Genomic DNA, 24,518 nt, shown 5'->3' with positions numbered 1-24,518 from the left:
GGCCGTTTCGTTGAGCAGGTGTCGTGGATGTTCGACGGCGTGACCCGCCATTGGCGCGCACGGGCGTGCTCCTCAGCGGTAGTACGCCGCCAGACGTTCGAGCCCCTCGTCGACGCTGACGGATGGCCGCCAGTCGAGCACGGCCCGCGTGTGCCGCTGGTCGAACCAGTGCGCGGTGGAGAGCTGCTCGGCGAGGAACCGGGTCATGGGCGGCTCGTCCGTCCGGCCGAGCCGGAGCCAGGCCCGCTCGATGACCGATCCCGCGCCGCGGGCGAGTGCTCCCGGGACGGACCACGCGGGGGGCTCCACGCCGCCGGCCCGGCAGATCCCGGCGAGCAGCTCGGCGATCGGGCGCGGTTCGCCGTTGGTGACCACGAGGGCCTGGCCCTGCGCCGCGTCCATGCGCCGCAGGCACGCGACGATCGCCGACGCCGCATTGTCCACGTACGTGGTGTCGATCAGGGCCGTCCCGCCGTCGAGCAGGGGCAACCGGCCGTGGCGTGCGCGCTCGATGACGCGTTCCACCAGCTGCGTGTCGCCGGGCCCCCACACGATGTGTGGCCGGATCGCGGCGACCCGGAACGACGCCGTCGAGCGGGCCAGGGCGAGCAGCTCCGCTTCGGCCTTGGTGCGGGCGTAGTCGCCGCGCGCGTGCGCAGGGTCAGCCGGGCCGGCCGGAGCCCCGACCAGCGACGAGCCGTCGTGGGCGACGGACGGCGAGGACACGTGGACGACGTCGGTCACCCCGGCGGACCGGGCCGCGTCCAGCAGGATCCGGGTCCCGTCGATGTTGATGCTGTCGAACTCGGCCGGAGCCCCGGTGAAGGAGACCTTCGCGGCCAGGTGGATCACGGCGCGGCAGTCCTGTACAGCGGTGGCGACGACCCCGGGATCCGTGATGGACCCGAGGACGTCCTGCGCGCCGGAGACACCGGAGGGGCGCCGCTGCAGACACCGCACCTCCTCCCCGGCAGCGAGGAGGTGCCCGACGACGGCGCGCCCCAGCATGCCGCTCGCCCCGGTGACGAGGACTGTCACAGGGATCCCGCGCGGGTGCCGGCGAGGAACCGGCCGCTCCACTGCGCGATGCGCGTGCGGTCGATCTTCGCGTTGTGCCGGATGTCCACCGGGAGGGCCGGGGCGGCGACGACCGCAGCGAGGTCCACGCCGTGCGCCAGTGCTGCGGCCCGCGCCGCCTCTGCGAGTTCGGCGTCGGCCAGGGCCGGGCGCCGTCCTGCCGTCGCGGTCTCGAGGACCGCGACGACGGCCTGGGTACCGGCGGGGCCGGTGCCGACGAGGGCCGCGAGCCGGACGCCGTCGATCGTCTCCAGTGCCTGCTCGAGGGCGACGGGCGTCAGGACGCCGGACGCCGCCGTGATGATGTGGCCGAGCCGGCCCTCGACCCAGAGGCGCCCGGCGGCGTCGAAGTGGCCGACGTCACCGGCGCGGTGCCACGGGGGAGTGCGTGTGGAGTCCTGCTGCGTCCGCCACAGCCGGAAGTAGCGGTCCTTGACGTGGGGGGCCTCGACGAGGATCTCGCCGGTCAGCCCGGGCGTCGTCGTCGGCTCGCCCGTCGCCGCGCCGCCCGCGTCGAGCGGACTGACGGCCACTCGGGCTCCGTGCACGGGCACGCCGACGCACACCCCGCCGCCGGCGCCGTCGAGACCGTCCCGCGCGTCCGTCGCCGCGCGGTGGATGTCCGCGAGGTCGATGTCCGCGACGAGCAGGGACTCGGTCATGCCGTAGGGCGTGTGCAGGGCGGCGGACGGCACGAGGTCCTGGACCGCCTCGAGGAGCGGGACGGGGATCGGCGCCCCGGCCGAGAGCAGCAGGGAGATCCGCCGCAGGGCCGTCCGTCCGGCGTCGGTGAGCTCGCCTTCGGTGGCGAGGACGTTGCGCAGGGCGGCCGGGGAGGCGAAGACGACGGTCGCGTCGATCGCGGCGGCGGCGTCGGCCAGCGCCTGGGCGGTCAGTGTCCTGGGGGCCGTGACGTCCATGGCCGGGGTGACCGAGGTGGCTCCGAGCGCCGGCCCGAGCAGGGCGAAGGGCGCGAAGCCCGCGACGAGGGACGCGCCCTCACCGAGGCCCAGGGTGGCGGCGACGGCGTCCCGCATGGCGGAGAGCTGCCGGTGGGTGTAGACCACACCCTTCGCCGGGCCCGTGGACCCCGAGGTGAAGAGGATGGCGGCATCGGCGTCCGCCTCGGGTGGCGCGGGGATCCCCGCGGGCCGTGCGGCGCGCAGGTCGTTCAGCGAGGCCTCCACGCGCAGCGCCCGGGCTGCGGCCGCGGGCAGGGGAGCGGCGCTGATCCGCCGTCCCGGCCAGCCGAAGGCGCGGGCGGCGACGAGCGCGCGTTCGATGCCGATGACGACGTCGGGCGCGGACCCCTTCACGGCGCGGCTGAGGCCGCGGGCGCCGAGGCCGGCGTCGGCGACCACGATCACGGCGCCGATGCGCAGGCAGGCGTAGATGAGGACTGTAAGGTCCACGCCGGGCGGGACGAGGAGGCTCACGCGGCTGCCGGGGCCGTAGCCGAGCGCGGTGAGGCCGGCGGCGACGGCGGCGACGTCGTCGGCGAGTTCCCGCCAGGACAGCGTGCGGGGCGGGCCGGAGGCCGTCATCTCCGCGACGGCGGTCCGTGCGGCGTCCGGGCCGGCGGCGAGGTCGGTGAGCCGCTGGCCGAGCGGGACGTACGGCGTGTCATCAGCGGACGGGGCGTCGGCGGCGGGCGCGGGGTGTCCGACCAATCGTTCGGCCAGCCACTGCATCGCGGTGGATGCCGTGTCGGCGTCCTCCTGCACGAGGTGGCTGGCCCGCTCGAAGCGGTGGATGTCGGCGGAGGGGAGGCGCTGGGCGAGGTCCTCCAGGTAGGGGTCCGAGAAGATGGGGTCGTGCGGCCCCCACATCATGAGGACCGGGACGTCGAGGCTGCGGATGCCCTCGGCCGTGGCGGTCAGCGCTGGATAGCTGGGGTGTGCGGGGTCGGCGGGGATGTCCGAGACGAAGTGGGCGATGCCCTGGCGGTCGGCGGCCGTGCGGTACGGGTCCCGGAAGGCGCGGCGCACGTCCGGGGCGAGGGCGGGCCGGGCGAGGGCCAGGGTGACGTCGAGGAACGCGCTCGTGGTCCGGGTGCCGAGGCCGTGGACGCCGGGGGCGAGGGCGAGCCGGAGCGGCGCGGGGATGGGCCGCTCCGGGTCCTGGTGGATGGCCGTGTTGGTGAGGATGACGCCGGCCAGGTTCTCCCGGTTGCGGTTGGCGTAGCCGAGGCTGACGACGCCGCCCCAGTCGTGGCCGACGGTGACCACGGGGCCGGTGAGCCCGACGGCGGCGACGAAGTCCTCGAGGTCGGTGATGCGGTCGCCCAGCCGGCGGAAGACGCCCGTCCGCTCGGAGTAGCCCATCTCGAGCTGGTCCACGGCGAGCACGCGCCAGCCCGCGGCGCGCCCGGCCGCCAGGTACGTCCTCCACAGGTAGGACCAGGTGGGGTTGCCGTGGACGCAGAGCAGGGTGCCCTGCACGGCGTCGGTGTCGAGGTCGGCGCCGTTGTCGAGGTAGTGCCAGCGATGGCTGGTGCCGGGGCGGTCCGCCGCGCTGGTCGAGGGCACGTCGAGGTACGTCGACCAGGAGGGGTCGACGCCGGGGAGTGCTACCACGCAATCTCCATCATTGATGTGTTCAGTCCGGAGCCGACGCCGAGGCACAGGACGCGGTCGCCGGAGCGCAGGGAGGCGCCCTCCTGGGCGAGGGTCATGGGCAGCGATGCCGGTCCCACGTTGCCCCAGTGCGGGAAGGTGATGGGGACCTTCTCGCGCTCGAGGTCGACGGCCTTGATGATCGCGTTGGTGTAGGAGTTGGAGACCTGGTGGGTGACATAGCGGTCCATCGAGTCCCACGCCCAGCCGTCCGCCTGCGCCTCGTGCCACGCGGTGACCACGAGGTCCAGGCCGCCGTCGAGCAGGCCCTTGGTGTCCGTGTACATGCCGTCGATCCCGCCGACGCAGAGTTCGTGGTGCTCCGTCCCGGCGCGGGAGACCCCGCCGAGGATGCGGTGCGACCCCGGGTGCTGGTCCGCGGGGCCGAGGACGGCGGCCGCAGCCCCGGACCCGAGGGTGAGGGTCGCGAATTCGCTAAGGAAGTCCTGGCGGGTCGAGTCCTCGCGGTTGAGCCGCCGGAACGTGGCTTCCTGGGTCTGCTGGGCGTCCTCGCCGGCGACGATCAGCGCGTACTTGATCTGCCCGGAGTCGATCATGTTCGCGGCGAGGGTCATGCCGTTGACGAACCCGAGGCAGGCGTTCGCCAGGTCGAAGTTCATGGCCGAGGAGGGCAGGCCGAGGGAGTGGTGGATCTTCACGGCGACGGACGGCTCGAGGTTGCGGCGCGTCACCGACGTGTTGATGAGCAGGCCCACCTCGCCCGGCTCGATGCCCGCCTCGGCCATCGCCTTGGCGCCGGCCTCGATGGCGGCGTCGTCGAAGTCCGTGCCCGGGGACCACCACCGGCGTTCGGTGACGCCGGCCACGCGCTCGAGGAGTCGCTTGGAAAGGCGCAGCCTCTTGAGGCTGGGGGCTAGCCGTTCGTCGAACTCTGCGGAACTGACGACTACCGGCGCCTCCACACTCGTGACGGCGAGCAAGGCCGTGTTGTCATGTCGGAAGGTCGCGTTACCGGTCAAATTTCCTGCCTCGTCAACTGATAGCGCCGGTATATGGCCGGAAGAACCCGCGAATGGGCCGGTCTGGACGCCTTCGGATACTGCTGAAACTTTCGTAAGCCTACTTCGTAACACACCGGGGGTCACTCCGGGTGTGTCCGGGACTGCCGTCCGGGCTAGCCGCTGCCGCGGACCGTGGGTGGGGTCCAGTAGATTAGGGAGGTCCTATTCCCTCTGGAGATCCTGACACCGTGCATCTGAAGAGTCTAACCGTGCGAGGGTTCAAGTCCTTCGCGTCGGCAACCACCTTCGAGTTCGAGCCCGGAGTCACCGCCGTCGTCGGCCCCAACGGGTCCGGCAAGTCCAACGTCGTCGACGCCCTGGCCTGGGTCATGGGCGAGCAGGGGGCCAAGACGCTCCGCGGCGGCCGGATGGAGGACGTCATCTTCGGCGGGACGACCGGGCGCGCGCCGCTCGGGCGGGCCCAGGTGTCCCTCACCATCGACAACGCCGACGGCGCGCTGCCCATCGAGTACGCCGAGGTGACGATCTCCCGCACGCTCTTCCGGGCGGGCGGCTCCGAGTACGCCATCAACGGCAAGAGCTGCCGGCTCCTCGACATCCAGGAGCTCCTCTCCGACTCCGGGCTCGGCCGCGAGATGCACGTCATCGTCGGCCAGGGGCAGCTCGACAAGATCCTGCACGCCACGCCCGAGGAACGGCGCGGCTTCATCGAGGAGGCAGCGGGCATCCTCAAGCACCGCCGCCGCCGCGAGAAGACCGTGCGGAAGCTCGACGCGATGCAGGCCAACCTCGCCCGGCTCTCCGACCTCACCGCCGAACTGCGCCGGCAGCTCACCCCGCTCGGGAAGCAGGCGGAGGTCGCCCGCCGCGCCCAGCAGGTGCAGTTCACGGTGCGGGACGCGAGATCACGCCTGCTCGCCGACGAGCTCGTGACCCTGCGCACCGGGTTCGAGCGGGACGTCGCCGCCGAAGCCGCCCTGCAGGCACGCCGCGAGGACCTTGAGGAGCGGCTCGGCGCGAGCCAGGAGCGGCAGGCGGAGCTCGAACGGGCCGCCGCCGCGACCGTCCCGGCGCTCACCCGGACCCGCGAGGCCTGGTACGCCCTCTCGAGTGCGCGGGAGAAGCTCGCCGCCCTCGCCGCGCGGGCCGAGGACCGCGCGCACCTCCTCGGGCAGGCGACCGAGCCGGACCAGGGCCGCGACCCCGACCATCTCGATCGCCAGGCCGAGCGCGTGCGGGCTGAGGTCGCCGGCCTCGAGGAGGAGGTGGCCTCCCTCGGCCAAGCCCTCGAGGAGACCGTAGCGGCCCGTGCCGCCGCGGAGGGGGCGTCGGCCGCCGAGGACGCACGGCTCGCGCACCTCCTGCGGGTCGCCGCGGACCGGCGCGAGGGGGGCGCGCGCCTCGCCGGCGCCGTGGGTGCCGCCCGGTCCCGCGTCGAGTCAGCGGTCGCCGAACTCGGGCGCCTGCGTGCGTCCATCACCGCGGCCGAGGACCGGCGGCGCGCAGCCGACCGCGAGTTCCAGGCGCTCGAAGGGCGCGTCGCAGCGGACGAGGAGGGCGAGGAGGGCCTCGACGCGGAGTACGAGGCGGCGTCGGACGTCCTCCGCTCCCTCACCGCGGACGTGGCCGCGCTCGTGGAGCAGGAGCGGGCCACGGAGCGGGAGCGCGGCGCCCTGGCCGCCCGGCTCGAGGCGCAGCGCGAGGGCCTGCAGCAGCGCGACGGCTCCGCAGCCCTCCACGCCGCTGGGCTCGACGGCGTCCTCGACCCGCTCGCCGACCTCCTGCACGTCACCCCGGGTTTCGAGAAGGCCGTCGTCGCGGCGCTCGCCGGGTCCGCGGACGCCGTCGCTGTCACCGGCATCGCCGCGGCCGCGCGGGCCCTCGAGCGCATGAAGCACGACGACGCCGGCCAGGTCTCGCTCGTCCTCGCCGCCGGGGCCGGGGCAGCGACCCGGCCGTCGGGCGCAGCTCCCGAGCCGTCCGCCGCCGTCGTCCCCGCGCTCGCCGTCGTCCCCGCGCTGGTCGTCGTGACCGCTCCACCGGCCCTGCAGCCGGCCGTGGACGCGCTGCTCGACGGCGTCGTGGTGGTCGACGATCTCGCGGCGGCCCGCCGTGCCGTCGAGGACGGCGCCGCACCGACGGCAGTCACCCGCGACGGCGATGTCCTGTCCCGCTATGCGGCCCGGGGCGGTGCGCCCGGTGCGGCGGGATCCCTCGAGCTGCGGGCCGCCGCCGGGGCGACGGAGGAGGCCCTGACCCGGGCCGTCGCCGCCGCGGACCGTCTCCGCTCCCGCCTGGCCGCCGCGCGGGCCGCCCGGGAGGAGGCCCAGCACCGCGTCGACGCCGCGCTGGAGCGCCTCCACGATTCCGATGCCCGGATGGCTGCCGTCGCCGAGAAGCTCGGCCGGCTGCACGCCGAGCTCAGGTCCGCCGGCGGGGAGGCCGAGCGGCTGGCCGTCCTCGTGCGCGCCGCGGAGGCCAACCTCGCGCGGGAGGAGACCAGGCTGCAGGACGCCGTCGACCGTCTGGAGGATCTTCAGGCGCAGCCCGTCGAGGCCGAGCCCTCCAGCGAGCACCGCGACGCCCTGCGGCGGGCCGCCGTGGACGCCCGACAGGCCGAGCTCGAGGCCCGCCTCGCGCTGCGCAGCCGGGAGGAGCAGCTCGCCGCGCTCGCGAACCGTGCCGCGTCGCTCCACCGTGCGGCGCAGTCCGAACGCCGCGCCCGCGAGCAGGCGGCGGAGAAGGCGAGGATCCGCGCGGTCCAGGCCGCTCGGGCCGCAGCCGTCGCCGCGGCGGCCCGCCGGGCGGAGCGGCGCGCCGCGCAGTCCGTGGCCGTCGCCGCGGACCAGCGCGACGCCGCCGAACGCCTGCGCGGGCAGCAGGACGCCGAACTGCAGGAGGTCCGGGCGGCAACCGCGGCCCTCGGCGTCGACCTGGCGCGGCTCACGGACTCGGCGCACCGCGACGAGCTGGCCCGCACGCAGCAGCGCCTGAGGATCGAGGCCCTCGAGCACCGCGCCGTCGAGGAGCTCGGCCTGACCCCTGACCACCTCGTGGACGAGTTCGGTCCGCACCTGCCCGTGCCCGGGGCCGCGGCGACGGAGGACAAGTGGGCCGCGCTGCGCGCACCGGTCGACGACGACGGCAGGCCCGTGCCGCAGGGCGTCCCGTTCGTGCGCCAGGAGCAGGAGAAGAGGCTGAGGCGGGCCGAGCGGGACCTCGCCGCGCTCGGCAAGGTGAACCCCCTCGCCCTCGAGGAGTTCGAGGCGCTCGAGGAACGGCACCAGTTCCTCAGCACGCAGCTCGCGGACCTCAGGGCGACCCGGAAGGACCTGCTGGACATCATCCGCGAGGTCGACGAGCGCGTGGAGCAGGTCTTCACGGCCGCGTACCGGGACACCGCCGCCCAGTTCGGGCACGTCTTCGCGACCCTCTTCCCCGGCGGCGAGGGCCGGCTGGTGCTCACGGACCCGGAGGACATGCTCGCCAGCGGGATCGAGATCGAGGCCCGGCCCGCCGGCAAGAAGATCAAGCGGCTGTCACTGCTCTCGGGCGGGGAGCGGTCACTGACTGCCGTCGCGCTGCTCGTCGCGATCTTCAAGGCCCGGCCGTCGCCGTTCTACGTCATGGACGAGGTGGAGGCCGCCCTCGACGACACGAACCTCGGGCGGCTGATCACGATCTTCCAGGAACTGCGGGAGTCCAGCCAGCTGATCATTATCACGCACCAGAAGCGCACCATGGAGGTGGCCGACGCCCTCTACGGCGTCACGATGCGCGGCGACGGGGTGTCCACGGTCATCAGCCAGCGGCTCTCCGCCGAGCGTGAGGACGCCCTCGGCTAGGACCGCTGCTCCTCCGTGCCCGGACCGGAGCCGCGGCGTTCCGGGGTGCCGTCGTCGTTCGAGTCCGCGGCCGGACCGCCGCGACGTTTCGCGGTGCCGTCGCCGTCGCCGTCGTCGTTCGAGTCCGCGGCCGGACCGCCGCGACGGCCCGCCGTGCCGCCGCCGTCGTCGCCCGGTGACGTGCGCTCCGTCTTCAGCTCCGTCGTGAGCTCCGTCTGGAGTTCCGTCTGGAGTTCCGTCGTGAGCTCCGTCCGGGGCGACTCCCGGGGCAGCGTCTCCCGGGACAGCGCCCAGACCCCGGCGGCGAGGGCGGTCAGGACGCCCGTCACGGTGAAGGCGAGGGTGAAGGAGCCGAAGGACAGCCGGTCGATGATGAGGCCGGCGAGGATGGGCCCGAGGATCGCGCCGAAGTCGGAGCTCATCTGGAAGGTCGCCAGGACCCGGCCGCCGCTGCGGTCACTGCCGACGACGTCGGCCACCGCCGCCTGCTGCGCGGGATTGAGGAGGCCGGTGCCGATGCCCGCGACGACGCACAGGGCGAGGAACACCACGACGTTCCCGGAGAAGCCGAGCGCGATCATCGCCGCCCCGTTCACCAGGAGGCCCGTGATGACGAGCGGCCTCCGGCCCAGCGAGTCGGCGAGCCCGCCGGACACGGTGAGCGCGAGCGCCGTCCCCGCGGCGAAGAACGCCAGGGAGATGCCGGCGATCTCCGTGCCCGCCCCGAGGACCGCGTCCGCGAACAGCGGCACCAGCGCCATCCGGACGCCGAAGGAGGACCACCCGTTGGCGAAGCTGGACGCCAGCGCCGCGCGGTACCCGGAGTCCGCGACCGCCTCGCGCACCGTCAGGGCCGGCTTGTCGCGGGCCGCGGCGCGGTCCGCGAGCGAGGTGTCCTTCAGCTGGAAGAACACGACGGCGGAAGCGACCAGCAGGGCCGCGGCGTAGACGAGGAACGGCACACGCAGGCCGAACCGGGCGAGCAGGCCGCCCACGAGCGGACCGCCGATGCTGCCGAGCAGGAACGCGGTGGCGTAGGCCCCGGAGACCCGCCCGCGGATGGCCGGCGGGGCGAGCCGCACGATCAGGCCCATCGCGGAGACCGTGAACATCGTCGAGCCGATTCCGCCGAGCGCCCGGAAGACGAGGAGCTGCCAGTAGTCGGCTGCGAAGGCGCAGGCGGCGGTGGACAGCGCCACGATGAGCAGTCCGACGATGTAGACGGGCCGCTCGCCGAGCCGCTCCACGAGCCGGCCGCCCGCGGGGGCGAAGACCAGGCGCGTGAAGGCGAAGGCGCTGACGATCACCGCGGAGGCCGTGACGCCGACGTCGAAACTCTGCGCGAACTGCGGCAGGATCGGCGCCACGAGGCCGAAGCCGATGGCGATGACGAACGCGGCGGCGATGAGGACCCGGATCTCCCGCGGGATGCGCTGCCGGTCCCCGGCGGGTACGCCGCCGGGCTCGTCCCGTCGTCCGGGACGGGGGATACGGAAGGGGGAGCGCTTGAGTACGCGGGGGAATCCGGCCATGGTCCTCGCATTCTGTCACCGTCCCGGGACCGGAGCTCAATCCCGGCGCACAGGGCCCGTGTGAGAAGGTGGAGCAGTGAACGAGATCCTCCTGCCTGTCATTTTCGTCATCCTCGCGATCGCCGTGGTGGGGTCGCTCGCCGTCCTCCTCGTGCGCGGCCGACGGACCCCTCCCGGTCTGTACTCCTCGCCCCGGGACCCCGACGACCAGGTGGAGGACGGGGCGCACGGTTCCACCTCCACGGACGTCCTGGAGCAACCCGGCGGCGTCCCGACGGACGTGCTCGTCCCGAATGACCTCAGCGGGCTGGAGGAAGCCCCCGCCGCTCCGCGCCTGGACACCGTCGACCCCGTCCAGGGGCGCCTCGCACGGCTCCGCGCCCGCCTGGTGCGGTCCAACAACGCCCTCGGCAAGGGACTCCTCGCCCTCCTGTCCCGGGACAAGATCGACGAGGACGTCTGGGACGAGGTGGAGGAGACCCTCCTCATGGCGGACCTCGGCACCGAGCCCACCATGGAACTCGTGGACGCGCTGCGCGCCCGGGTGAAGGTCGCGGGCAGCCGCAACCCCGCCGAGGTCAAGGACATGCTCCGCGAGGAACTCGTGAAGCTCGTCGACCCCGCGATGGACCGGTCCCTGGCCACCGAGCGCCACGCGGACCGCCCGGCCATCGTCATGGTGGTCGGCGTCAACGGCGTGGGCAAGACCACCACGGTCGGTAAGCTCGCCCGCGTCCTCGTCGCCGACGACAAGGACGTGCTCCTGGGCGCCGCGGACACCTTCCGTGCAGCCGCCGCCGAGCAGCTGGCCACATGGGGCGCGCGGGTCGGCGTGCCGACGGTGAAGTCCGATGTCGACGGCGCCGACCCCGCGTCCGTCGCCTTCGAGGCGGTCAGGGTCGGCATCGAGGAGGAGGTCGACGTCGTCCTCATCGACACCGCCGGACGCCTGCAGAACAAGGTGGGCCTCATGGACGAGCTCGGCAAGGTCAAGCGCGTCATCGAGAAGCAGGGCACCGTGGACGAGGTGCTCCTCGTCCTGGACGCGACGACGGGCCAGAACGGCCTCAACCAGGCGCGCGTGTTCGCGGAGGTCGTGAACATCACCGGCATCGTCCTCACCAAGCTGGACGGCACCGCGAAGGGCGGCATCGTCGTCGCCATCCAGCGCAGCCTCGGCGTCCCCGTGAAGCTCATCGGCCTGGGGGAGGGCGCCGACGATCTCGCCCCGTTCGACGCCGATGGCTTCGTCGACGCCCTGCTCAGCTAGGAGTTGAAAAGCGGGCCGGAGCCCGCGGCGCGTCAAGGTCCGGAGGGCCGGGAAACCTGCAGGAAACATGACTGTCACGGGGTCTTTACTCCGGAGCCCGGCCCGTAACCTGCGCGCAACGTACTGCCCCCGGGACCGAAACACGGTCATCGCATTCTGGAGGAGCGGGAAGTCCCCGCCCCTTTGGAAGGATCGTGTTTGATGGATCTGACAGCAGGCCACGTCTGGGTGATGATCTCAGCCGCCCTCGTACTTCTCATGACCCCCGGGCTCGCCTTCTTCTACGGTGGGATGACCCGCGCCAAGGCCGCCCTGAACATGATGATGATGAGCTTCATCGCCGTCGGACTCGTGGGGATCGTGTGGGTCCTCTGGGGCTACTCGATGACCGGCGGCGACGGCATCGCCCAGCTCTTCGGCAACCCGTTCGCCTCGTTCGGCATGACGGACCTCATCGGCACCGAGGACCTCATCGGCGCCGGCTACGGGGCGACGTTCGCCATCATCACCGTGGCCCTGATCAGCGGTGCCATCGCCGACCGGGCGAAGTTCGGCGCCTGGGTGACGTTCGTCCCGATCTGGGTAACCCTGGTCTACTGCCCCCTCGCGTTCATGGTGTGGGGTGGTGGCCTCCTGAGCGCCGACGGCGCCGTCGGCGGCGCGGTCGGCGAGGCCGTCGACTTCGCGGGCGGCACCGTGGTGCACATCAGCGCCGGCGTGGCGGCCCTCGTCCTCGCCCTGATCCTCGGCAAGCGCCAGGGCTTCGGCAAGGACCCGGCGCAGCGCCCCCACAACATCCCGTTCGTGATGCTCGGCGCCGCGCTCCTGTGGTTCGGCTGGTTCGGGTTCAACGGCGGAGCGGCCGGTTCGGCCGAGGAAGCCGGCCTGATCTGGGTCAACACCATGGCCGCCCCTGCCGCCGCCATGGTCGGCTGGCTCATGACCGAGCGCATCCGTGACGGACGCCCCACCTCGCTCGGCGCGGCGTCGGGCATCGTGGCCGGCCTCGTGGCCATCACCCCGGCCTGCGCCAACGTCAGTCCCGTCGGCGCCCTCGGCCTGGGCCTCGTCTCCGGTGCGGTCTGTGCCCTCGCCGTCGGCATCAAGTACCGGCTCGGCTTCGACGACTCGCTCGACGTCGTCGCCGTCCACCTCGTCGCCGGCATCGTCGGCACCCTGGCCCTCGGCTTCATCATGCTCCCCGTCGACGGCGAGGGTGGTGGCCTCTTCTACGGCGGCGGACCCAGCCAGCTCATCGCGCAGATCGTCGCCGCGGCCATCGCGATCGCCCTCTCCGCACTCATGACCGCGATCATCGGCCTCGCCATCCACAAGACCATCGGCTTCCGCATCAGCTCGGACGACGAGGTCTCCGGCGTGGACCTCACCGAGCACGCGGAGACCGCCTACGAGTTCGGCGGACTCGGCGTCGGTGGATCCTTCCACCCGTTCGCCGACCAGGTGGTCGCCCCGCAGACCGGCAAGCACAGCTCCAAGCAGGACACCGCGCAGCAGGACGTCACGGAAGGCGTACATTCATGAAACTGGTCACAGCCATCGTCCGGCCCGACAAGCTCGACGGCGTCCGGGGAGCCCTGGAGAACTACGGCGTGCAGGGCCTCACGGTCAGCCAGGCGAGCGGCTACGGCCGCCAGCGCGGGCACACCGAGGTCTACCGCGGCGCCGAGTACACCGTGGACCTCCTGCAGAAGGCCCGCGTCGAGGTGCTCGTCGCCGACGCGTGGGTCACCGACATCGTGGACGTCCTGGTCTCCACCGCCAACACCGGCCGCGCCGGGGACGGCAAGGTGTGGGTCATCCCCGTCGAGGAGGCCGTCCGCGTCCGCACCGGCGAACGGGGCGACGCCGCCCTGTAGGCAGCCCCGCACCTGCAGCATCATTCAGGACGCTCATTCAGGACGCTCATTCAGGACGCCCGGCCGGGTTACCCGGCCGGGCGTCCTGCTGTTTAAGTCCCCTCGCCATGCTGCCCAACGACTCGCGCTGTTGTCCCGGTCCCCGGCCTCGACCGTGCTGCCCAGCGACTCGCCCGCGGTCCCGGGCCCCGACCGTGCTGCCCAGCGACTCGCCCTGTTCGAGGGGCATCGTGCGACATGCCCCGCGAGAAGCGCGAGTCGCTGGGCACACGGGTTCGTGAAAAAGAGGAAGCCGACCCCTTGTCCTTCCCCTTTCGCCGGGATTACCCTTGAACAACCACCTGGTTGATCAACGACCCCGTTGGTTAAAGCAGTGGTCTGATACCGGAGCGTGACCCGTGAGCGACGACGAACGCCTCGACCTCGCCTTCCTGGCGCTGGCCGATCCCGTCCGCCGCCGTCTCATCGCCCGGCTCAGCCGGGGTCCGGCCACGGTCAACGAACTGGCGGAACCCTTCGCGATCACCAAACAGGCGATCTCGAAGCACATCCAGGTCCTCGAGCAGGCAGAGCTCGTCACGCGCACGCGTGACGCCCAGCGCCGGCCCGTCCACCTGAACCCCGCACGACTGGAGGCGCTCACCGCCTGGATCGACCAGTACCGGCTGATCCACGAGGAGCAGTTCCGCGGCCTCGACGCCGTGCTCTCCACCCGGGCCGCAGTGCGTGGCTCGCAGGCAAAGGACTCGACATGAGCAATGCCCTGAAACTCACCGTCCCGGAGGGCCTTCCCTTCATCGACTTCGAACGCGAGTTCGACCATCCCGTGGCGGAGGTCTTCCACGCCTACGCGGATCCCGATCTCGTCGCCCGGTGGCTGGGCCCGCGACGCAACCGAATAGGTGTCGACCACTATGCCTTCCGGACCGGCGGCAGCTACCGCTACACCCACACCGGACCCGACGGCGTCGACCATGTGTTCAGCGGTGTCTTCCACACGGTCAGGGAGAACGATTTCGCGATCCAGACCTTCGAGTACGACGGCTACCCGGACGTCGTGAGCATCGAGTTCCTGACCTTCCAGGCCCTGGGGGACGGCAGGACACGACTCTCCGCTCACGCCGTCTATCCGAGCATGGAGGCACGGGACGGCATGGCGCAGTCCGGGATGGAGGACGGCCTCGCGGATGCCTACGGGCAACTCGACGAGCTGCTGGCCCGCGCGGTCGTCTGAGCGCCGGAACTCCCTCCGGCGCGGCCGATCAGCCCACTCGACCGGAGTGGCCCCTGATCCTTCTGCCCGCCGACCCGCCTTCCTCAGCGGGCATCATGCGTCATGCCCGGGGAACAGGGTGAGTCGGTGGGCAGAATGGCAAAGGGGCTAGGTGAGTCGGTGGGCGCAAGGGTCGGCGCAACGCCTGGTCGCCCCGGACGGACCCCGCGGGACCTACTCCTTGCGCCCGTGCGAGGACGGCCACGCCGTCGGACCCTCCGAGCCTGCCGGGTACTCCTCGAGGGGCACGCGGCCCTCCGACCACGCCTGCAGGACCGGCTCCACGATGCGCCAGCAGTCCTCGGCGGTGTCGCCGCGGACGGAGAGCGTCGGATCTCCCGCGAGGACGCCCTCGATCACCTCACCGTAGGGGAGCAGGTCCGTCTCGTTCAGGTTGGCGCTGAGGGTGGCCCGGTCGAGGGAGAAGATGTCGCCGGGCCCGTTGACGTCGATCTCCAGCTGGAGGGTGTCGGGACCGAACCCGATGCGCAGCTTCGTCGGCTCGTCCTGGCCGGAGAACCCGACGGGCAGGTGGTTCACCGGCCGGAAGGTGATGACGGCCTCCTTCCGCTTGGCGCCGAGCGCCTTACCGGAGCGGAGGATGAACGGCACGCCGGACCAGCGTTCGTTGTTGATGGACACGGTGATCTCGGCGAGCGTCTCGGTGCCCTTCTCCGGGTCGACACCGGGCTCGGCTGCGTAGTCGGGGATCTCCCGGTCGCCGATCGTGCCCGCTGCATAGCGCGCCCTGCGGCTGCTGCCCGGAGCGTCCAGGTCCACGGTGCTCGCCCGGAGGACGGACCCGATGTGGTCCCGGAGGTCCCTCTCGTGCAGGGTCGACGGCGGGTTCAGGGCCAGGAGTGCCATGACGTGCAGCAGGTGGCTCTGGATCATGTCGCGCAGGGCGCCGGCGCGGTCGTAGTAGCGGGCCCGGTTCTCGAGGGCGAGGTCCTCGTCGAAGATCACCTCGACCTTCTCGATGTGCAGGTTGTTCCAGACCGGCTCGAGGATGCGGTTCGCGAACCGGAGGCCGAGGATGTTGAAGACCGTCGCCTTCCCCAGGAAATGGTCCACGCGATGGATGTTCTGTTCGGGGACGAGCCCGGCGAGCTTCTCGTTGAGCTGGTGCGCGCTGGCCTGGTCGGTGCCGAAGGGCTTCTCCATCACGAGGCGGGTGCTCTTCGGCAGTGAATCCGGCCCGAGGGCGCTGCAGGCCAGCTGGCTGACGGCCGGGGGCAGCGCGAAGTAGATGGCCACCGGCCCCTCGAGGCCCTGCACCAGGTCGGCGAGGCCGTCCTTCGTCACGTCGAGGAAGTGGTACCGGCTGTTGTTGCGCACCTGCTGCAGCGACGCCCGCCCGGCGTCGTCGGCCTTCTCGCGGGCGACGGCGAAGGACTCGTCCAGCCGTTCGTGCCACTGCTCGTCGGTCCAGTCGTCGGAGCCCGCGCCCACGAGGTTCAGCCCGTCGGTACGGCCGAGGCGGATGAGCCGCGCGAGTCCCGGCAGGAGGAGGCGCCCGGTCAGGTCGCCGGAGGCACCGAGGATCAGGAGCGTCCTGACCCGGGTGTCGGCGTCGGCGGGAATGGTGTCGTGCTCTGCGAGCGAGGAAGTGTCCACCTCTTCACCTTGCCACTTCTGCCCCCGGGGTGTCCTGCGCCGGACGGGCGGGTCGCGGTTTGCGCGCAGCCTGCCGGCCGTGCCGTGCGGGGAGTGCCCAGGGGGCGCGCGACCGGGGGCTCCTGCGGCGCACCCAGTTGATACCCTAGGGAGTTGAGTCTCCAAAGTCCCCGATGAAAGTAGTGCACGGCACGTGTTCAATTCACTCTCCGACCGGCTGACTGCGACCTTCAAGAACCTCCGCGGCAAGGGCCGCCTCACCGAGGCGGACATCGATGCCACGGTCCGCGAGATCCGCCGCGCCCTGCTCGACGCCGACGTCGCCGTCCCCGTGGTGCGCGCCTTCACGGCCGCCGTCAAGGAACGCGCCCTCGGCCTCGAGGTCTCGCAGGCCCTGAACCCGGGCCAGCAGATCGTCAAGATCGTCAACGAGGAACTCGTGGGGATCCTGGGCGGCGAGACCCGACGCATCCGGCTCGCGAAGAACCCGCCCACGGTCATCATGCTGGCCGGCCTGCAGGGTGCGGGTAAGACGACGCTCGCGGGCAAGCTCTCCAAGTGGCTCAAGGGCCAGGGCCACAGCCCCCTGCTCGTCGCGTGCGACCTCCAGCGCCCCAACGCCGTCCGGCAGCTCCAGGTCAACGGTGAGCGGGCCGGCGTGCCCGTCTACGCGCCGCACCCGGGCGTCAGCTCCGAGTTCGAGGCCGCCACCGGTGACCCGGTCGCCGTCGCCCGCCAGGGTGTCGCGGAGGCCCGCGCCCGGCTGCACGACGTCGTCATCGTCGACACCGCCGGCCGCCTCGGCGTGGACGCCGAGCTCATGCAGCAGGCGGCGGACATCCGCGCGGCCATCAGCCCCGACGAGGTGCTGTTCGTCATCGACGCGATGATCGGCCAGGACGCCGTCAACACCGCCCTCGCCTTCAACGAGGGCGTGGACTTCACCGGCGTCGTCCTGACCAAGCTCGACGGCGACGCCCGTGGCGGCGCGGCCCTCTCGGTCGCGTCCGTGACGGGCAAGCCGGTCATGTTCGCCTCGACGGGTGAGGGCCTCGGCGACTTCGAGCTGTTCCACCCCGACCGCATGGCCTCGCGCATCCTCGACATGGGTGACATCCTCACCCTGATCGAGCAGGCCGAGCAGTCCTGGGACAAGGACGAAGCGGCCCGGATGGCGAAGAAGTTCGCCGACCAGGAGGACTTCACCCTCGACGACTTCCTCGCGCAGATGCAGCAGATCCGCAACATGGGCTCCATGAAGAAGATGCTCATGATGATGCCGGGTGCCGCCAACATGCGGGAGCAGCTGGAGAACTTCGACGAGCGCGAGATCGACCGCGTGGAGGCCATCGTCCGATCGATGACCCCGCACGAGCGCCTCGCCCCGAAGATCATCAACGGATCCCGCCGCGCGAGGATCGCCCGCGGTTCCGGCGTCCACGTGTCCGAGGTCAACGGTTTGCTGGAGCGCTTCACGCAGGCCCAGAAGATGATGAAGAAGATGGCCTCCGGCGGCGGCATCCCGGGTATGCCCGGCATGGCCGGTCCGGGAGGCTTCGGCGGACCCCGCAAGACCAAGGCCGCCGCCGCGAAGGGCAAGAAGAAAGCCCGCTCGGGCAACCCCGCGAAGGCCGCGCAGGAGCTCCAGGAGGCGGAGGCCCGGCGTGCCGCCGCCCGTGCGGCGGCACCCACCGGCGCCGCGTTCGGTGGCCAGCAGGACTTCGACCCGTCGGCGATGAACCTCCCCAAGGGCTTCGAGAAGTTCCTCGGGAAGTAGGTCCCGGTGCCGTCCGAGGATCCGACCGGCCGGCCCCGGGCAGTGCGGGGCACCGGATCGTGATGGGTGCTGAGCGCGTGGTGTTCGTCCACGGCAGCGGCTCCTTCGGTGCCGCGGCCTGGCCCCGTCAGCACGGCCTGTCCCTCGACTTCGACTGCCTGTACATCCGACGGCACGGGTTCTCCGCCACCGAGGAGCCCGTCGCCACGGGCCACGACCGGGACCAGGAGATCGTCGCGGACGCCCTGGGCGGCGGGGGACACGTCGTCGCCCACTCGCAGGGCGCGGTCGCGGCGATGATGCTCGCCGTCGACCGCCCGGAGCTGGTGCGCTCGCTCACCCTCGTGGAGCCGGCGTGCTTCTCCCTCACGGCGGATCTGCCGGCCACGGCCGCGCACATCGCCCTGATGGCGCCGCTCCTCGCGGAGCGCCATGCGATGTCCGACGACGACTTCCTGCGCGCCTTCGTGCGGCGCGTCTTCGACGCCGACCCACGGACGCCGGTCACGGGCGATGCCCGGCGGGACGCCGCCAGGCTCCGGCTCCAGAGCCCGCCCTGGGAGGCTCCGCTGGCGATCGTCCCCGGTGTGCCGACCCTGGTCCTGACCGGCGGCTGGGAACCCCTGTACGAGGAGGTCGCGGAGTACCTCGCCGGCACCGGTGCGACCCACCGTGTGGCTCCCGGCGGTCACCGGCCGCACGACACCCCCGAGGGCGATGCACTCATCCGGGCCTTCCTCCGCGCCGGGCGCCACGAGGCCGCGGCGTGAGGCCCGCCGGTCGCCACGAGGCCGCGTCGTCCTCCACGCCGGTCGCCGCCGGGCCGCCGCGTGCAGGTCGCCGCGGGAGGGCCGGGACCGGTGGACTCCGTGCTGCCTGACGGGCCCGGGTTCCTGCACCTCACCGGGTCGGTGCTGGTGTCGCCGTCGGAGTCGGTGCCGGACGTCTACGTGCAGGACGGCCGCTTCACCTTCCGGCGCCCACCGGGCCGTCCTTCGCGGACCCTCGAGGGCTGGGTGCTGCCCGGCCTCGTGGACGCGCACTGCCATGTCGGCCTCGACCGGCGGGGCCGGGTGCCCGACGCGCTGGCGGAGCAGCAGGCGCTGCAGGACCGCGACGCAGGCACGCTGCTCATCCGGGATGCCGGCGTCGTCAACGACACACGGTGGATCCAGGACCGCGCGGACCTCCCGCGCCTGGTGCGCGCGGGCCGCCACGTGGCACGGACGCGCCGCTACTTCCGCGACTACGCCGTCGAGGTGGAACCGGCGGACCTCGCCGGGGCCGTCGCCGAGCAGGCGCGGCGCGGTGACGGGTGGGTCAAGATCGTGGGGGACTGGATCGACCGCTCCGTCGGCGACCTCGCCCCCGCCTTCCCGCCCGCCGCCCTGAAGGACGCCGTCGACGCCGCGCACGCGGAGGGCGCCCGCGTGACGGCCCACTGCTTCGCGGCCGAGACGCTCGACGGCATGCTCGACGCCGGGATCGACTGCATCGAGCACGCCACCGGCATGCTTCCCCGGCACATCCCCCGCTTCGTGGAGCAGGGCGTCGCGATCGTCCCCACGCTGATCAACATCGACACCTTCCCCGCCATCGCCGACGGCGCCGCCGGCAAGTACCCGGACTACGCGGCGCACATGCGCCGGCTGTGGGGCGGCCGCGAGGCCATGGTCCGGCGGGCCCACGACGCCGGGATCGCCGTCTACGCGGGAACCGACGCCGGAAGCGTCATCACCCACGGGCGGCTCCCCGACGAGGTGGCGGCCCTGGCCGCAGCAGGCCTCGGCCCGGTCGCGGCGCTCGACGCGGCCTGCTGGTCCGCCCGGACATGGCTGGGTTTCCCCGGCATCGAGGAGGGAGCGAGCGCCGACGCCGTCGTCTGCGCAGGGGACCCGCGCCTGGACACGGGAGCCCTCGCCGCGCTCCGGGCGGTGGTGCTGCGGGGAGAAGTCGTGCGCGAGTCCTTTGAGGAATAACTTGAAGCTTCAACTAGTTGTGCGGAGGGAGACCGTCCACTCGAAGGAGCCGATATGCCTGCCCGGGACCTGCTGCCCGCCGACACCGCCATGGGGGCCCTGACCCTCAGGGTCGGCGACCTGTCCGCCCTGTCCCGCTACTACACCACCGCCCTCGGGCTCCAGGTGCTCGAGGACGGGACCGACGCCGTCGTCCTCGGACGCCGGGGGAGCGCCGTCCTCCGCCTCGAGTCCGCCCGGCACCTGCGCCTCCCGCCGCCCGGCGAGGCCGGCCTCTTCCACACCGCTCTCCTCTTCGCCGACCGTGCGGATCTCGCCGCCGCCGTCGCCTCCGCCGCACGGCACGAACTCAGCACCTACGTGGGCAGCGCCGACCACCTCGTGAGCGAGGCGTTCTACTTCACGGACCCCGAGGGGAACGGCATCGAACTGTACGTCGACCGGCCCCGGGGCAGCTGGACATGGACAGGCGGGACGGAGGATGTTCGTTCGGTGGTCATGGACAATCTCCCCCTTCCCCCGCGGGACTACCTCGAGCGGCACCTCACCGAGGACGCGGTGTCCCACGCGCAGTCGAAGGCGGCGAGCATCGGCCACGTCCACCTGCAGGTCGGCGACGTCGGCACGGCCCACCGCTTCTACGTGGGCGTCCTCGGCTTCGAGCGCACCGCCGGGTGGCACGACCAGGCCCTCTTCGTCTCCGCGGGCGGCTACCACCACCACATGGCCATGAACGTGTGGAACAGCAGGGGCGCCGGGCCGCGGAAGGACACCCTCGGACTGGGCGAGGTCCTCCTCCGGGTGCCGTCGGCCGACGAGGTCGGCGCGCTGGCGGACCGCCTGGCCCACGCAGGCGTCCCGAACCACCACACGGGGGCCGAACTGCGCTTCGAGGACCCCTGGCGGAACCGGCTCCGGGTCGCCGTCGCCGACGCCCCCGGCGCAGCGCCCGGCGGAATCGCCTAAAGCACGGCCGTCTGGCACAATGGTTCCGTACTCGATCCGTGCAGCCCCTCTCTCTGCGCGTGCATTGTGTCCTTTGAACCCCCATGAATGGCCCGCCCCACGGGAGCAGGATGACGGGTTCGCCCCTTTTCATTTACAAGGAGTGACCACACAAGTGGCCGTAAAGATTCGCCTCAAGCGCATGGGCAAGATCCGCGCACCGTTCTACCGCGTCGTCGTCATGGATTCGCGCTCCAAGCGTGATGGCCGTGCCCTCGAAGAGATCGGCAAGTACAACCCCACCGAGGAGCCCTCGTTCATCGAGATCAACTCCGAGCGTGCGCAGTACTGGCTCGGTGTCGGCGCGCAGCCCACCGAGCAGGTCTCCGTCCTGCTGAAGATCACCGGCGACTGGCAGAAGTTCAAGGGACTCAAGGGCCAGGAAGGCACCCTGAGGACCAAGGCCGCCAAGGAGGCGTTCGTCGCCCCCGAGAAGGGCTCCGTGATCGTCCCCGAGGCCATCACCCCGAAGGCGAAGAAGACCGACGACGCCGCCGCGGAAGCCACCGAGGCAGAGTAACTTGCTGGCCGAAGCTCTGGAGCACCTCGTCCGCGGCATCGTCGACAACCCTGACGACGTCAGGGTCTCCGCGAAGACCAACCGCCGCGGCGAAACGCTCGAGGTCCGCGTCCACCAGGAGGACCTCGGCCGCGTGATCGGCCGCCAGGGACGCACCGCCCGCGCACTGCGCACCGTGGTGTCGGCCCTCGCGGACGGCGAACCGGTGCGGGTCGACGTCGTCGACACCGACCGCCGCCGGGACTGACCCGCCCAGAGCCTCACGCCGAACAGCGTGCCGAACGGCCCCACCACCAGGACCTGGTGGTGGGGCCGTTCCCGTATCTCCCCGTAGCACCCACGTATCCGCCACAGACCAGCAGGAGCACCACGATGGACGTACTCGTAGCCAGGATCGGGAAGCCCCACGGCATCCGCGGAGAGGTGACGGTCCAGCTCTTCACCGACGCCCCGGAGGACCGCTTCGAGCCGGGCGAGACGTTCCGTGTCGAGGGCGCGGCCGTCACCGAACTCACCGTCGTGAAGGCGCGGTGGAACAAGGACATCCTGATCGTCGGCTTCGAGCAGGTGGCGGACCGCAACCAGGCCGAGACCCTCCGCGGTGCCCAGCTCTTCATCGACACCACCGGCGCGCCGGACGACGACGACGATGCCTGGTACGAGCACGAGCTCGTCGGCCTCGACGCCCGCGTGGACGGCGCGTCCGTCGGGAAGGTCACCGCCCTGCGGACCATGGCCGTCCAGGACCTCCTCGTCGTCGAACTCGCCGACGGCCACGAGGCGTTCGTGCCGTTCGTCAGCTCGATCGTGCCCGAGGTGGACCCGGCGGCTGGGTTCGTGACGATCGTGCCGCCGGCAGGCCTCCTCGACCTCAACACCCCCGGCTCCAACCAGGCCCCCGACGACGGCGACGACATCGCGCGCGACGCTGCCGCGGGCGATGCGCCCACGGATACGCCCGCCGATGCGTCCGCCGAGTCGCCGGCGGAGTCGCCCGCCGATTCCGGGCCGGGCGGGACGCGCGACTAGTGCGCATCGACGTCGTCTCCATCTTCCCGGAGTACCTCGCCGCGCTGGAGCTGTCCCTCATCGGGAAGGCGCGCCAGGACGGCGTGCTGGACGTGCGCATCCACGACCTGCGGTCCTTCACGACCGACCGGCACCGCACGGTGGACGACACCCCCTACGGCGGGGGCGCGGGCATGGTCATGAAGCCCGAGCCCTGGGCCCAGGCGCTCGAGGCGGTCCGGGCGGACGCGCCGGCCACCCGGCCCACCCTCATCGTGCCGTCCCCGGCCGGTGCCGTATTCGACCAGGCGATGGCCCATGAGCTCGCCGGACACGACCACCTGGTCTTCGCGTGCGGCCGCTACGAGGGCATCGACGAACGTGCGGTCGACTGGGCGCGCGACGAGTTCGACGTCCGGCCGGTGTCCCTCGGCGACTACGTCCTCAACGGTGGGGAGGTGGCGGTGCTCGCGATGGTCGAGGCCGTCGGACGCCTCATCCCCGGCGTCGTCGGCAACCCGGAATCCCTCGTGGAGGAGTCCCACGCGGACGGCCTGCTCGAGTACCCGGTGTATACCAAGCCGTCGTCGTGGCGCGGGCGCGACGTCCCCGAGGTGCTGCTGAGCGGCAACCACGCGAAGATCGCGCAGTGGCGGCGCCTCGAGCAGTTCAAGCGCACCGCCGACCGGCGCCCCGATCTCCTCGGCCGGGTCGACGCCGGCGCCCTGCGGAAAGCGGACCTCGCGGCGCTGCGCGCGGCGGGTTTCGACGTCGTCGACGGCAGGCTGACCCGAACGCAGCATTAGCGGTTGGCGCCGGCGCTGTGGAATAATCGTGCTCTGTGTCCACTGGGCCGGACCCTGCCACAGGGGGCGTCCTGCCAACAGTTCCACACACCGACCACCGAATCATCGGATCGGCCGGAAACCTTCTCCGGCGTCATTGCCCGGGCCACGCGCCCGGTCCTCGAGCGCCGTGACCCACGTGAATGACCTGTGGCGTTCGCCAGGAGCATGACCATGCATATTCTCGACTCAGTCGACGCCGGATCCTTCCGCGACAACGTCCCCGACTTCCGCGCCGGCGATACCGTCAACGTCCACGTCAACATCATCGAAGGCAAGAACACCCGTGTTCAGATCTTCAAGGGCTTCGTCATGGGCCGCCAGGGCGACGGCATCCGCGAGACCTTCACGGTCCGCAAGGTGAGCTTCGGCGTCGGCGTGGAGCGTACGTTCCCCGTGCACAGCCCGGTCCTCGACAGGATCGAAGTTGTCTCCAAGGGCGACGTCCGCCGCGCCAAGCTGTACTACATGCGCGAACTGCGCGGCAAGGCAGCCAAGATCAAGGAGAAGCGCGACCCCAAGACGGTCAAGTAACTCCCTGAAAGTGCATGAAACGCCCGCTTCCCGGTCTCCGGCCGGAGGGCACCCGGAACGCCGGCCCCGCACTGTGGGCTGGCGTTTCGTGTTCTCCGCCGTCCTGCTCGCCGTCCTCGTCACCGGTCTGGTGCGCGGATTCCTCGTCGACGTGTACTTCATCCCGTCCGGATCGATGGAGCCCCTGCTCGCCGAGGGCGACCGCGTGCTCGTGACCAGGCTCGACGACGGCGACGTGCAGCGGGGTGACGTCGTCGTGTTCGACGGCCGGGGGTCCTTCGACCCGATCACCGACCCCCGCAGCCTCCCCGAGCGGGCCCTGGCCGGCATGGGTCAGTGGCTCGGGATGACGGGCAGCGACACCGTCTACGTCAAGCGCGTGATCGGCGTCGGCGGGGACCGCGTGGAGTGCTGCAGCGCTAAGGGATCCCTGACGGTCAACGGGGAGGCCCTCGACGAGCCGTACGTGTCTGCGGGTGACGCCCCGAGCACCACCAGGTTCGACGTCGTCGTCCCGGAGGGGCGGTTGTGGCTTCTCGGCGACCACCGATCGGCGTCGATGGACTCGCGGTCACTGCTCGGTGCTCCCGGCGGCGGACTCGTCGCCGAGGATCGGATCATCGGGCGGGCCTTTCAGCTAGTGTGGCCACTGGACCGGTCCGGCCCGATCGACCGACCGTCCGGCTGACCTCCGACCGGTAATCGGGTCGCCCGTCGACGACCAATCCCGGCAGCGGCGGCAGCCGGGCATCACGAGTACA

Annotated in this window: 20 protein-coding genes and 1 pseudogene; 16 read left to right on the top strand and 5 right to left on the bottom strand. The window is 71.9% G+C overall.

Annotated features, from left to right (window positions below; all coding sequences use genetic code 11):
- Window positions 1-72: 72 nt before the first annotated feature.
- Genes C4K88_RS01220 through C4K88_RS01210 form a run of 3 tightly spaced genes read right to left on the bottom strand, consistent with a single transcriptional unit; the run spans window position 73 to window position 4,672 of the window.
- Window positions 73-1,038, bottom strand: coding sequence for an NAD-dependent epimerase/dehydratase family protein (locus C4K88_RS01220; RefSeq protein ID WP_104119817.1), 966 nt, complete (start codon window positions 1,036-1,038; stop codon window positions 73-75).
- On the bottom strand, window positions 1,035-3,653 hold the full coding sequence (locus tag C4K88_RS01215) for an alpha/beta fold hydrolase (RefSeq protein WP_104119816.1): 2,619 nt from the start codon (window positions 3,651-3,653) through the stop codon (window positions 1,035-1,037). Before C4K88_RS01215 ends, C4K88_RS01220 begins: the two co-directional genes overlap by 4 nt.
- Complete coding sequence (locus C4K88_RS01210) at window positions 3,647-4,672, bottom strand: 3-oxoacyl-ACP synthase III (RefSeq protein ID WP_104119815.1); 1,026 nt, start codon at window positions 4,670-4,672, stop codon at window positions 3,647-3,649. Before C4K88_RS01210 ends, C4K88_RS01215 begins: the two co-directional genes overlap by 7 nt.
- A gap of 230 nt (window positions 4,673-4,902) precedes the next feature.
- On the opposite strand from C4K88_RS01210, the gene smc reads away from it, so the two are divergent.
- Window positions 4,903-8,520 (top strand): chromosome segregation protein SMC, encoded by a 3,618-nt coding sequence (gene smc, locus C4K88_RS01205; RefSeq protein ID WP_104119814.1) that lies wholly within the window; start codon window positions 4,903-4,905, stop codon window positions 8,518-8,520.
- 257 nt (window positions 8,521-8,777) lie between these two features.
- Here the strand turns inward: smc and C4K88_RS01200 are convergent.
- Window positions 8,778-10,052, bottom strand: a pseudogene (locus tag C4K88_RS01200) (MFS transporter); the annotation flags it as partial.
- A gap of 76 nt (window positions 10,053-10,128) precedes the next feature.
- Here C4K88_RS01200 and ftsY point away from each other — a divergent pair.
- From ftsY to C4K88_RS01175, 5 genes are all read left to right on the top strand, one after another.
- Complete coding sequence (gene ftsY, locus C4K88_RS01195) at window positions 10,129-11,322, top strand: signal recognition particle-docking protein FtsY (protein ID WP_104119812.1); 1,194 nt, start codon at window positions 10,129-10,131, stop codon at window positions 11,320-11,322.
- A gap of 201 nt (window positions 11,323-11,523) precedes the next feature.
- A complete protein-coding gene (locus tag C4K88_RS01190; protein ID WP_104119811.1) occupies window positions 11,524-12,864 on the top strand; it encodes an ammonium transporter in 1,341 nt (446 codons plus the stop codon).
- Window positions 12,861-13,199: a P-II family nitrogen regulator gene (locus C4K88_RS01185; RefSeq protein ID WP_055773303.1), complete on the top strand. Its 339-nt coding sequence runs from the start codon at window positions 12,861-12,863 to the stop codon at window positions 13,197-13,199. Before C4K88_RS01190 ends, C4K88_RS01185 begins: the two co-directional genes overlap by 4 nt.
- A gap of 398 nt (window positions 13,200-13,597) precedes the next feature.
- Window positions 13,598-13,954 (top strand): ArsR/SmtB family transcription factor, encoded by a 357-nt coding sequence (locus C4K88_RS01180; protein ID WP_104119810.1) that lies wholly within the window; start codon window positions 13,598-13,600, stop codon window positions 13,952-13,954.
- Complete coding sequence (locus C4K88_RS01175) at window positions 13,951-14,433, top strand: SRPBCC family protein (RefSeq protein WP_104119809.1); 483 nt, start codon at window positions 13,951-13,953, stop codon at window positions 14,431-14,433. The genes C4K88_RS01180 and C4K88_RS01175 overlap by 4 nt, the downstream gene beginning before the upstream one ends.
- A gap of 213 nt (window positions 14,434-14,646) precedes the next feature.
- Here the strand turns inward: C4K88_RS01175 and C4K88_RS01170 are convergent, their stop codons facing one another.
- Window positions 14,647-16,089: a glucose-6-phosphate dehydrogenase gene (locus C4K88_RS01170; RefSeq protein WP_241521649.1), complete on the bottom strand. Its 1,443-nt coding sequence runs from the start codon at window positions 16,087-16,089 to the stop codon at window positions 14,647-14,649.
- A 193-nt stretch (window positions 16,090-16,282) separates the two neighbouring features.
- Here C4K88_RS01170 and ffh point away from each other — a divergent pair, with 193 nt between their 5' ends.
- The 10 genes from ffh to lepB all read left to right on the top strand — a co-directional run bounded on the left by ffh (window position 16,283) and on the right by lepB (window position 24,445).
- Complete coding sequence (gene ffh, locus C4K88_RS01165) at window positions 16,283-17,866, top strand: signal recognition particle protein (protein ID WP_104119808.1); 1,584 nt, start codon at window positions 16,283-16,285, stop codon at window positions 17,864-17,866.
- Between the two features lie 62 nt (window positions 17,867-17,928).
- On the top strand, window positions 17,929-18,636 hold the full coding sequence (locus tag C4K88_RS01160) for an alpha/beta fold hydrolase (protein ID WP_104119807.1): 708 nt from the start codon (window positions 17,929-17,931) through the stop codon (window positions 18,634-18,636).
- 90 nt (window positions 18,637-18,726) lie between these two features.
- A complete protein-coding gene (locus C4K88_RS01155) occupies window positions 18,727-19,845 on the top strand; it encodes an amidohydrolase family protein (RefSeq protein ID WP_438502313.1) in 1,119 nt (372 codons plus the stop codon).
- Between the two features lie 54 nt (window positions 19,846-19,899).
- Window positions 19,900-20,811 (top strand): VOC family protein, encoded by a 912-nt coding sequence (locus tag C4K88_RS01150; RefSeq protein ID WP_104119806.1) that lies wholly within the window; start codon window positions 19,900-19,902, stop codon window positions 20,809-20,811.
- A 154-nt stretch (window positions 20,812-20,965) separates the two neighbouring features.
- Window positions 20,966-21,370 (top strand): 30S ribosomal protein S16, encoded by a 405-nt coding sequence (gene rpsP, locus C4K88_RS01145; protein WP_043445782.1) that lies wholly within the window; start codon window positions 20,966-20,968, stop codon window positions 21,368-21,370.
- Between the two features lies 1 nt (window position 21,371).
- Entirely contained in the window at window positions 21,372-21,617 is a 246-nt protein-coding gene (locus C4K88_RS01140; RefSeq protein WP_104119805.1) for an RNA-binding protein, read from the top strand.
- Between the two features lie 125 nt (window positions 21,618-21,742).
- Complete coding sequence (rimM, locus tag C4K88_RS01135; protein WP_104119804.1) at window positions 21,743-22,399, top strand: ribosome maturation factor RimM; 657 nt, start codon at window positions 21,743-21,745, stop codon at window positions 22,397-22,399.
- A complete protein-coding gene (gene trmD, locus C4K88_RS01130) occupies window positions 22,399-23,184 on the top strand; it encodes a tRNA (guanosine(37)-N1)-methyltransferase TrmD (RefSeq protein WP_104119803.1) in 786 nt (261 codons plus the stop codon). Before rimM ends, trmD begins: the two co-directional genes overlap by 1 nt.
- 213 nt (window positions 23,185-23,397) lie before the next feature.
- Complete coding sequence (rplS, locus tag C4K88_RS01125; protein ID WP_104120276.1) at window positions 23,398-23,757, top strand: 50S ribosomal protein L19; 360 nt, start codon at window positions 23,398-23,400, stop codon at window positions 23,755-23,757.
- An 88-nt stretch (window positions 23,758-23,845) separates the two neighbouring features.
- Entirely contained in the window at window positions 23,846-24,445 is a 600-nt protein-coding gene (gene lepB / locus C4K88_RS01120; protein ID WP_306418590.1) for a signal peptidase I, read from the top strand.
- The last annotated feature ends 73 nt before the right edge of the window (window positions 24,446-24,518 follow it).

The sequence above is a fragment of the Arthrobacter pityocampae genome, assembly GCF_002927275.1.
In the GTDB taxonomy this organism is placed as follows: domain Bacteria; phylum Actinomycetota; class Actinomycetes; order Actinomycetales; family Micrococcaceae; genus Arthrobacter_D; species Arthrobacter_D pityocampae.
The sequence above is the reverse complement of the archived record's forward strand: the minus strand, read 5'-3'. Positions and strand labels throughout refer to the sequence as shown.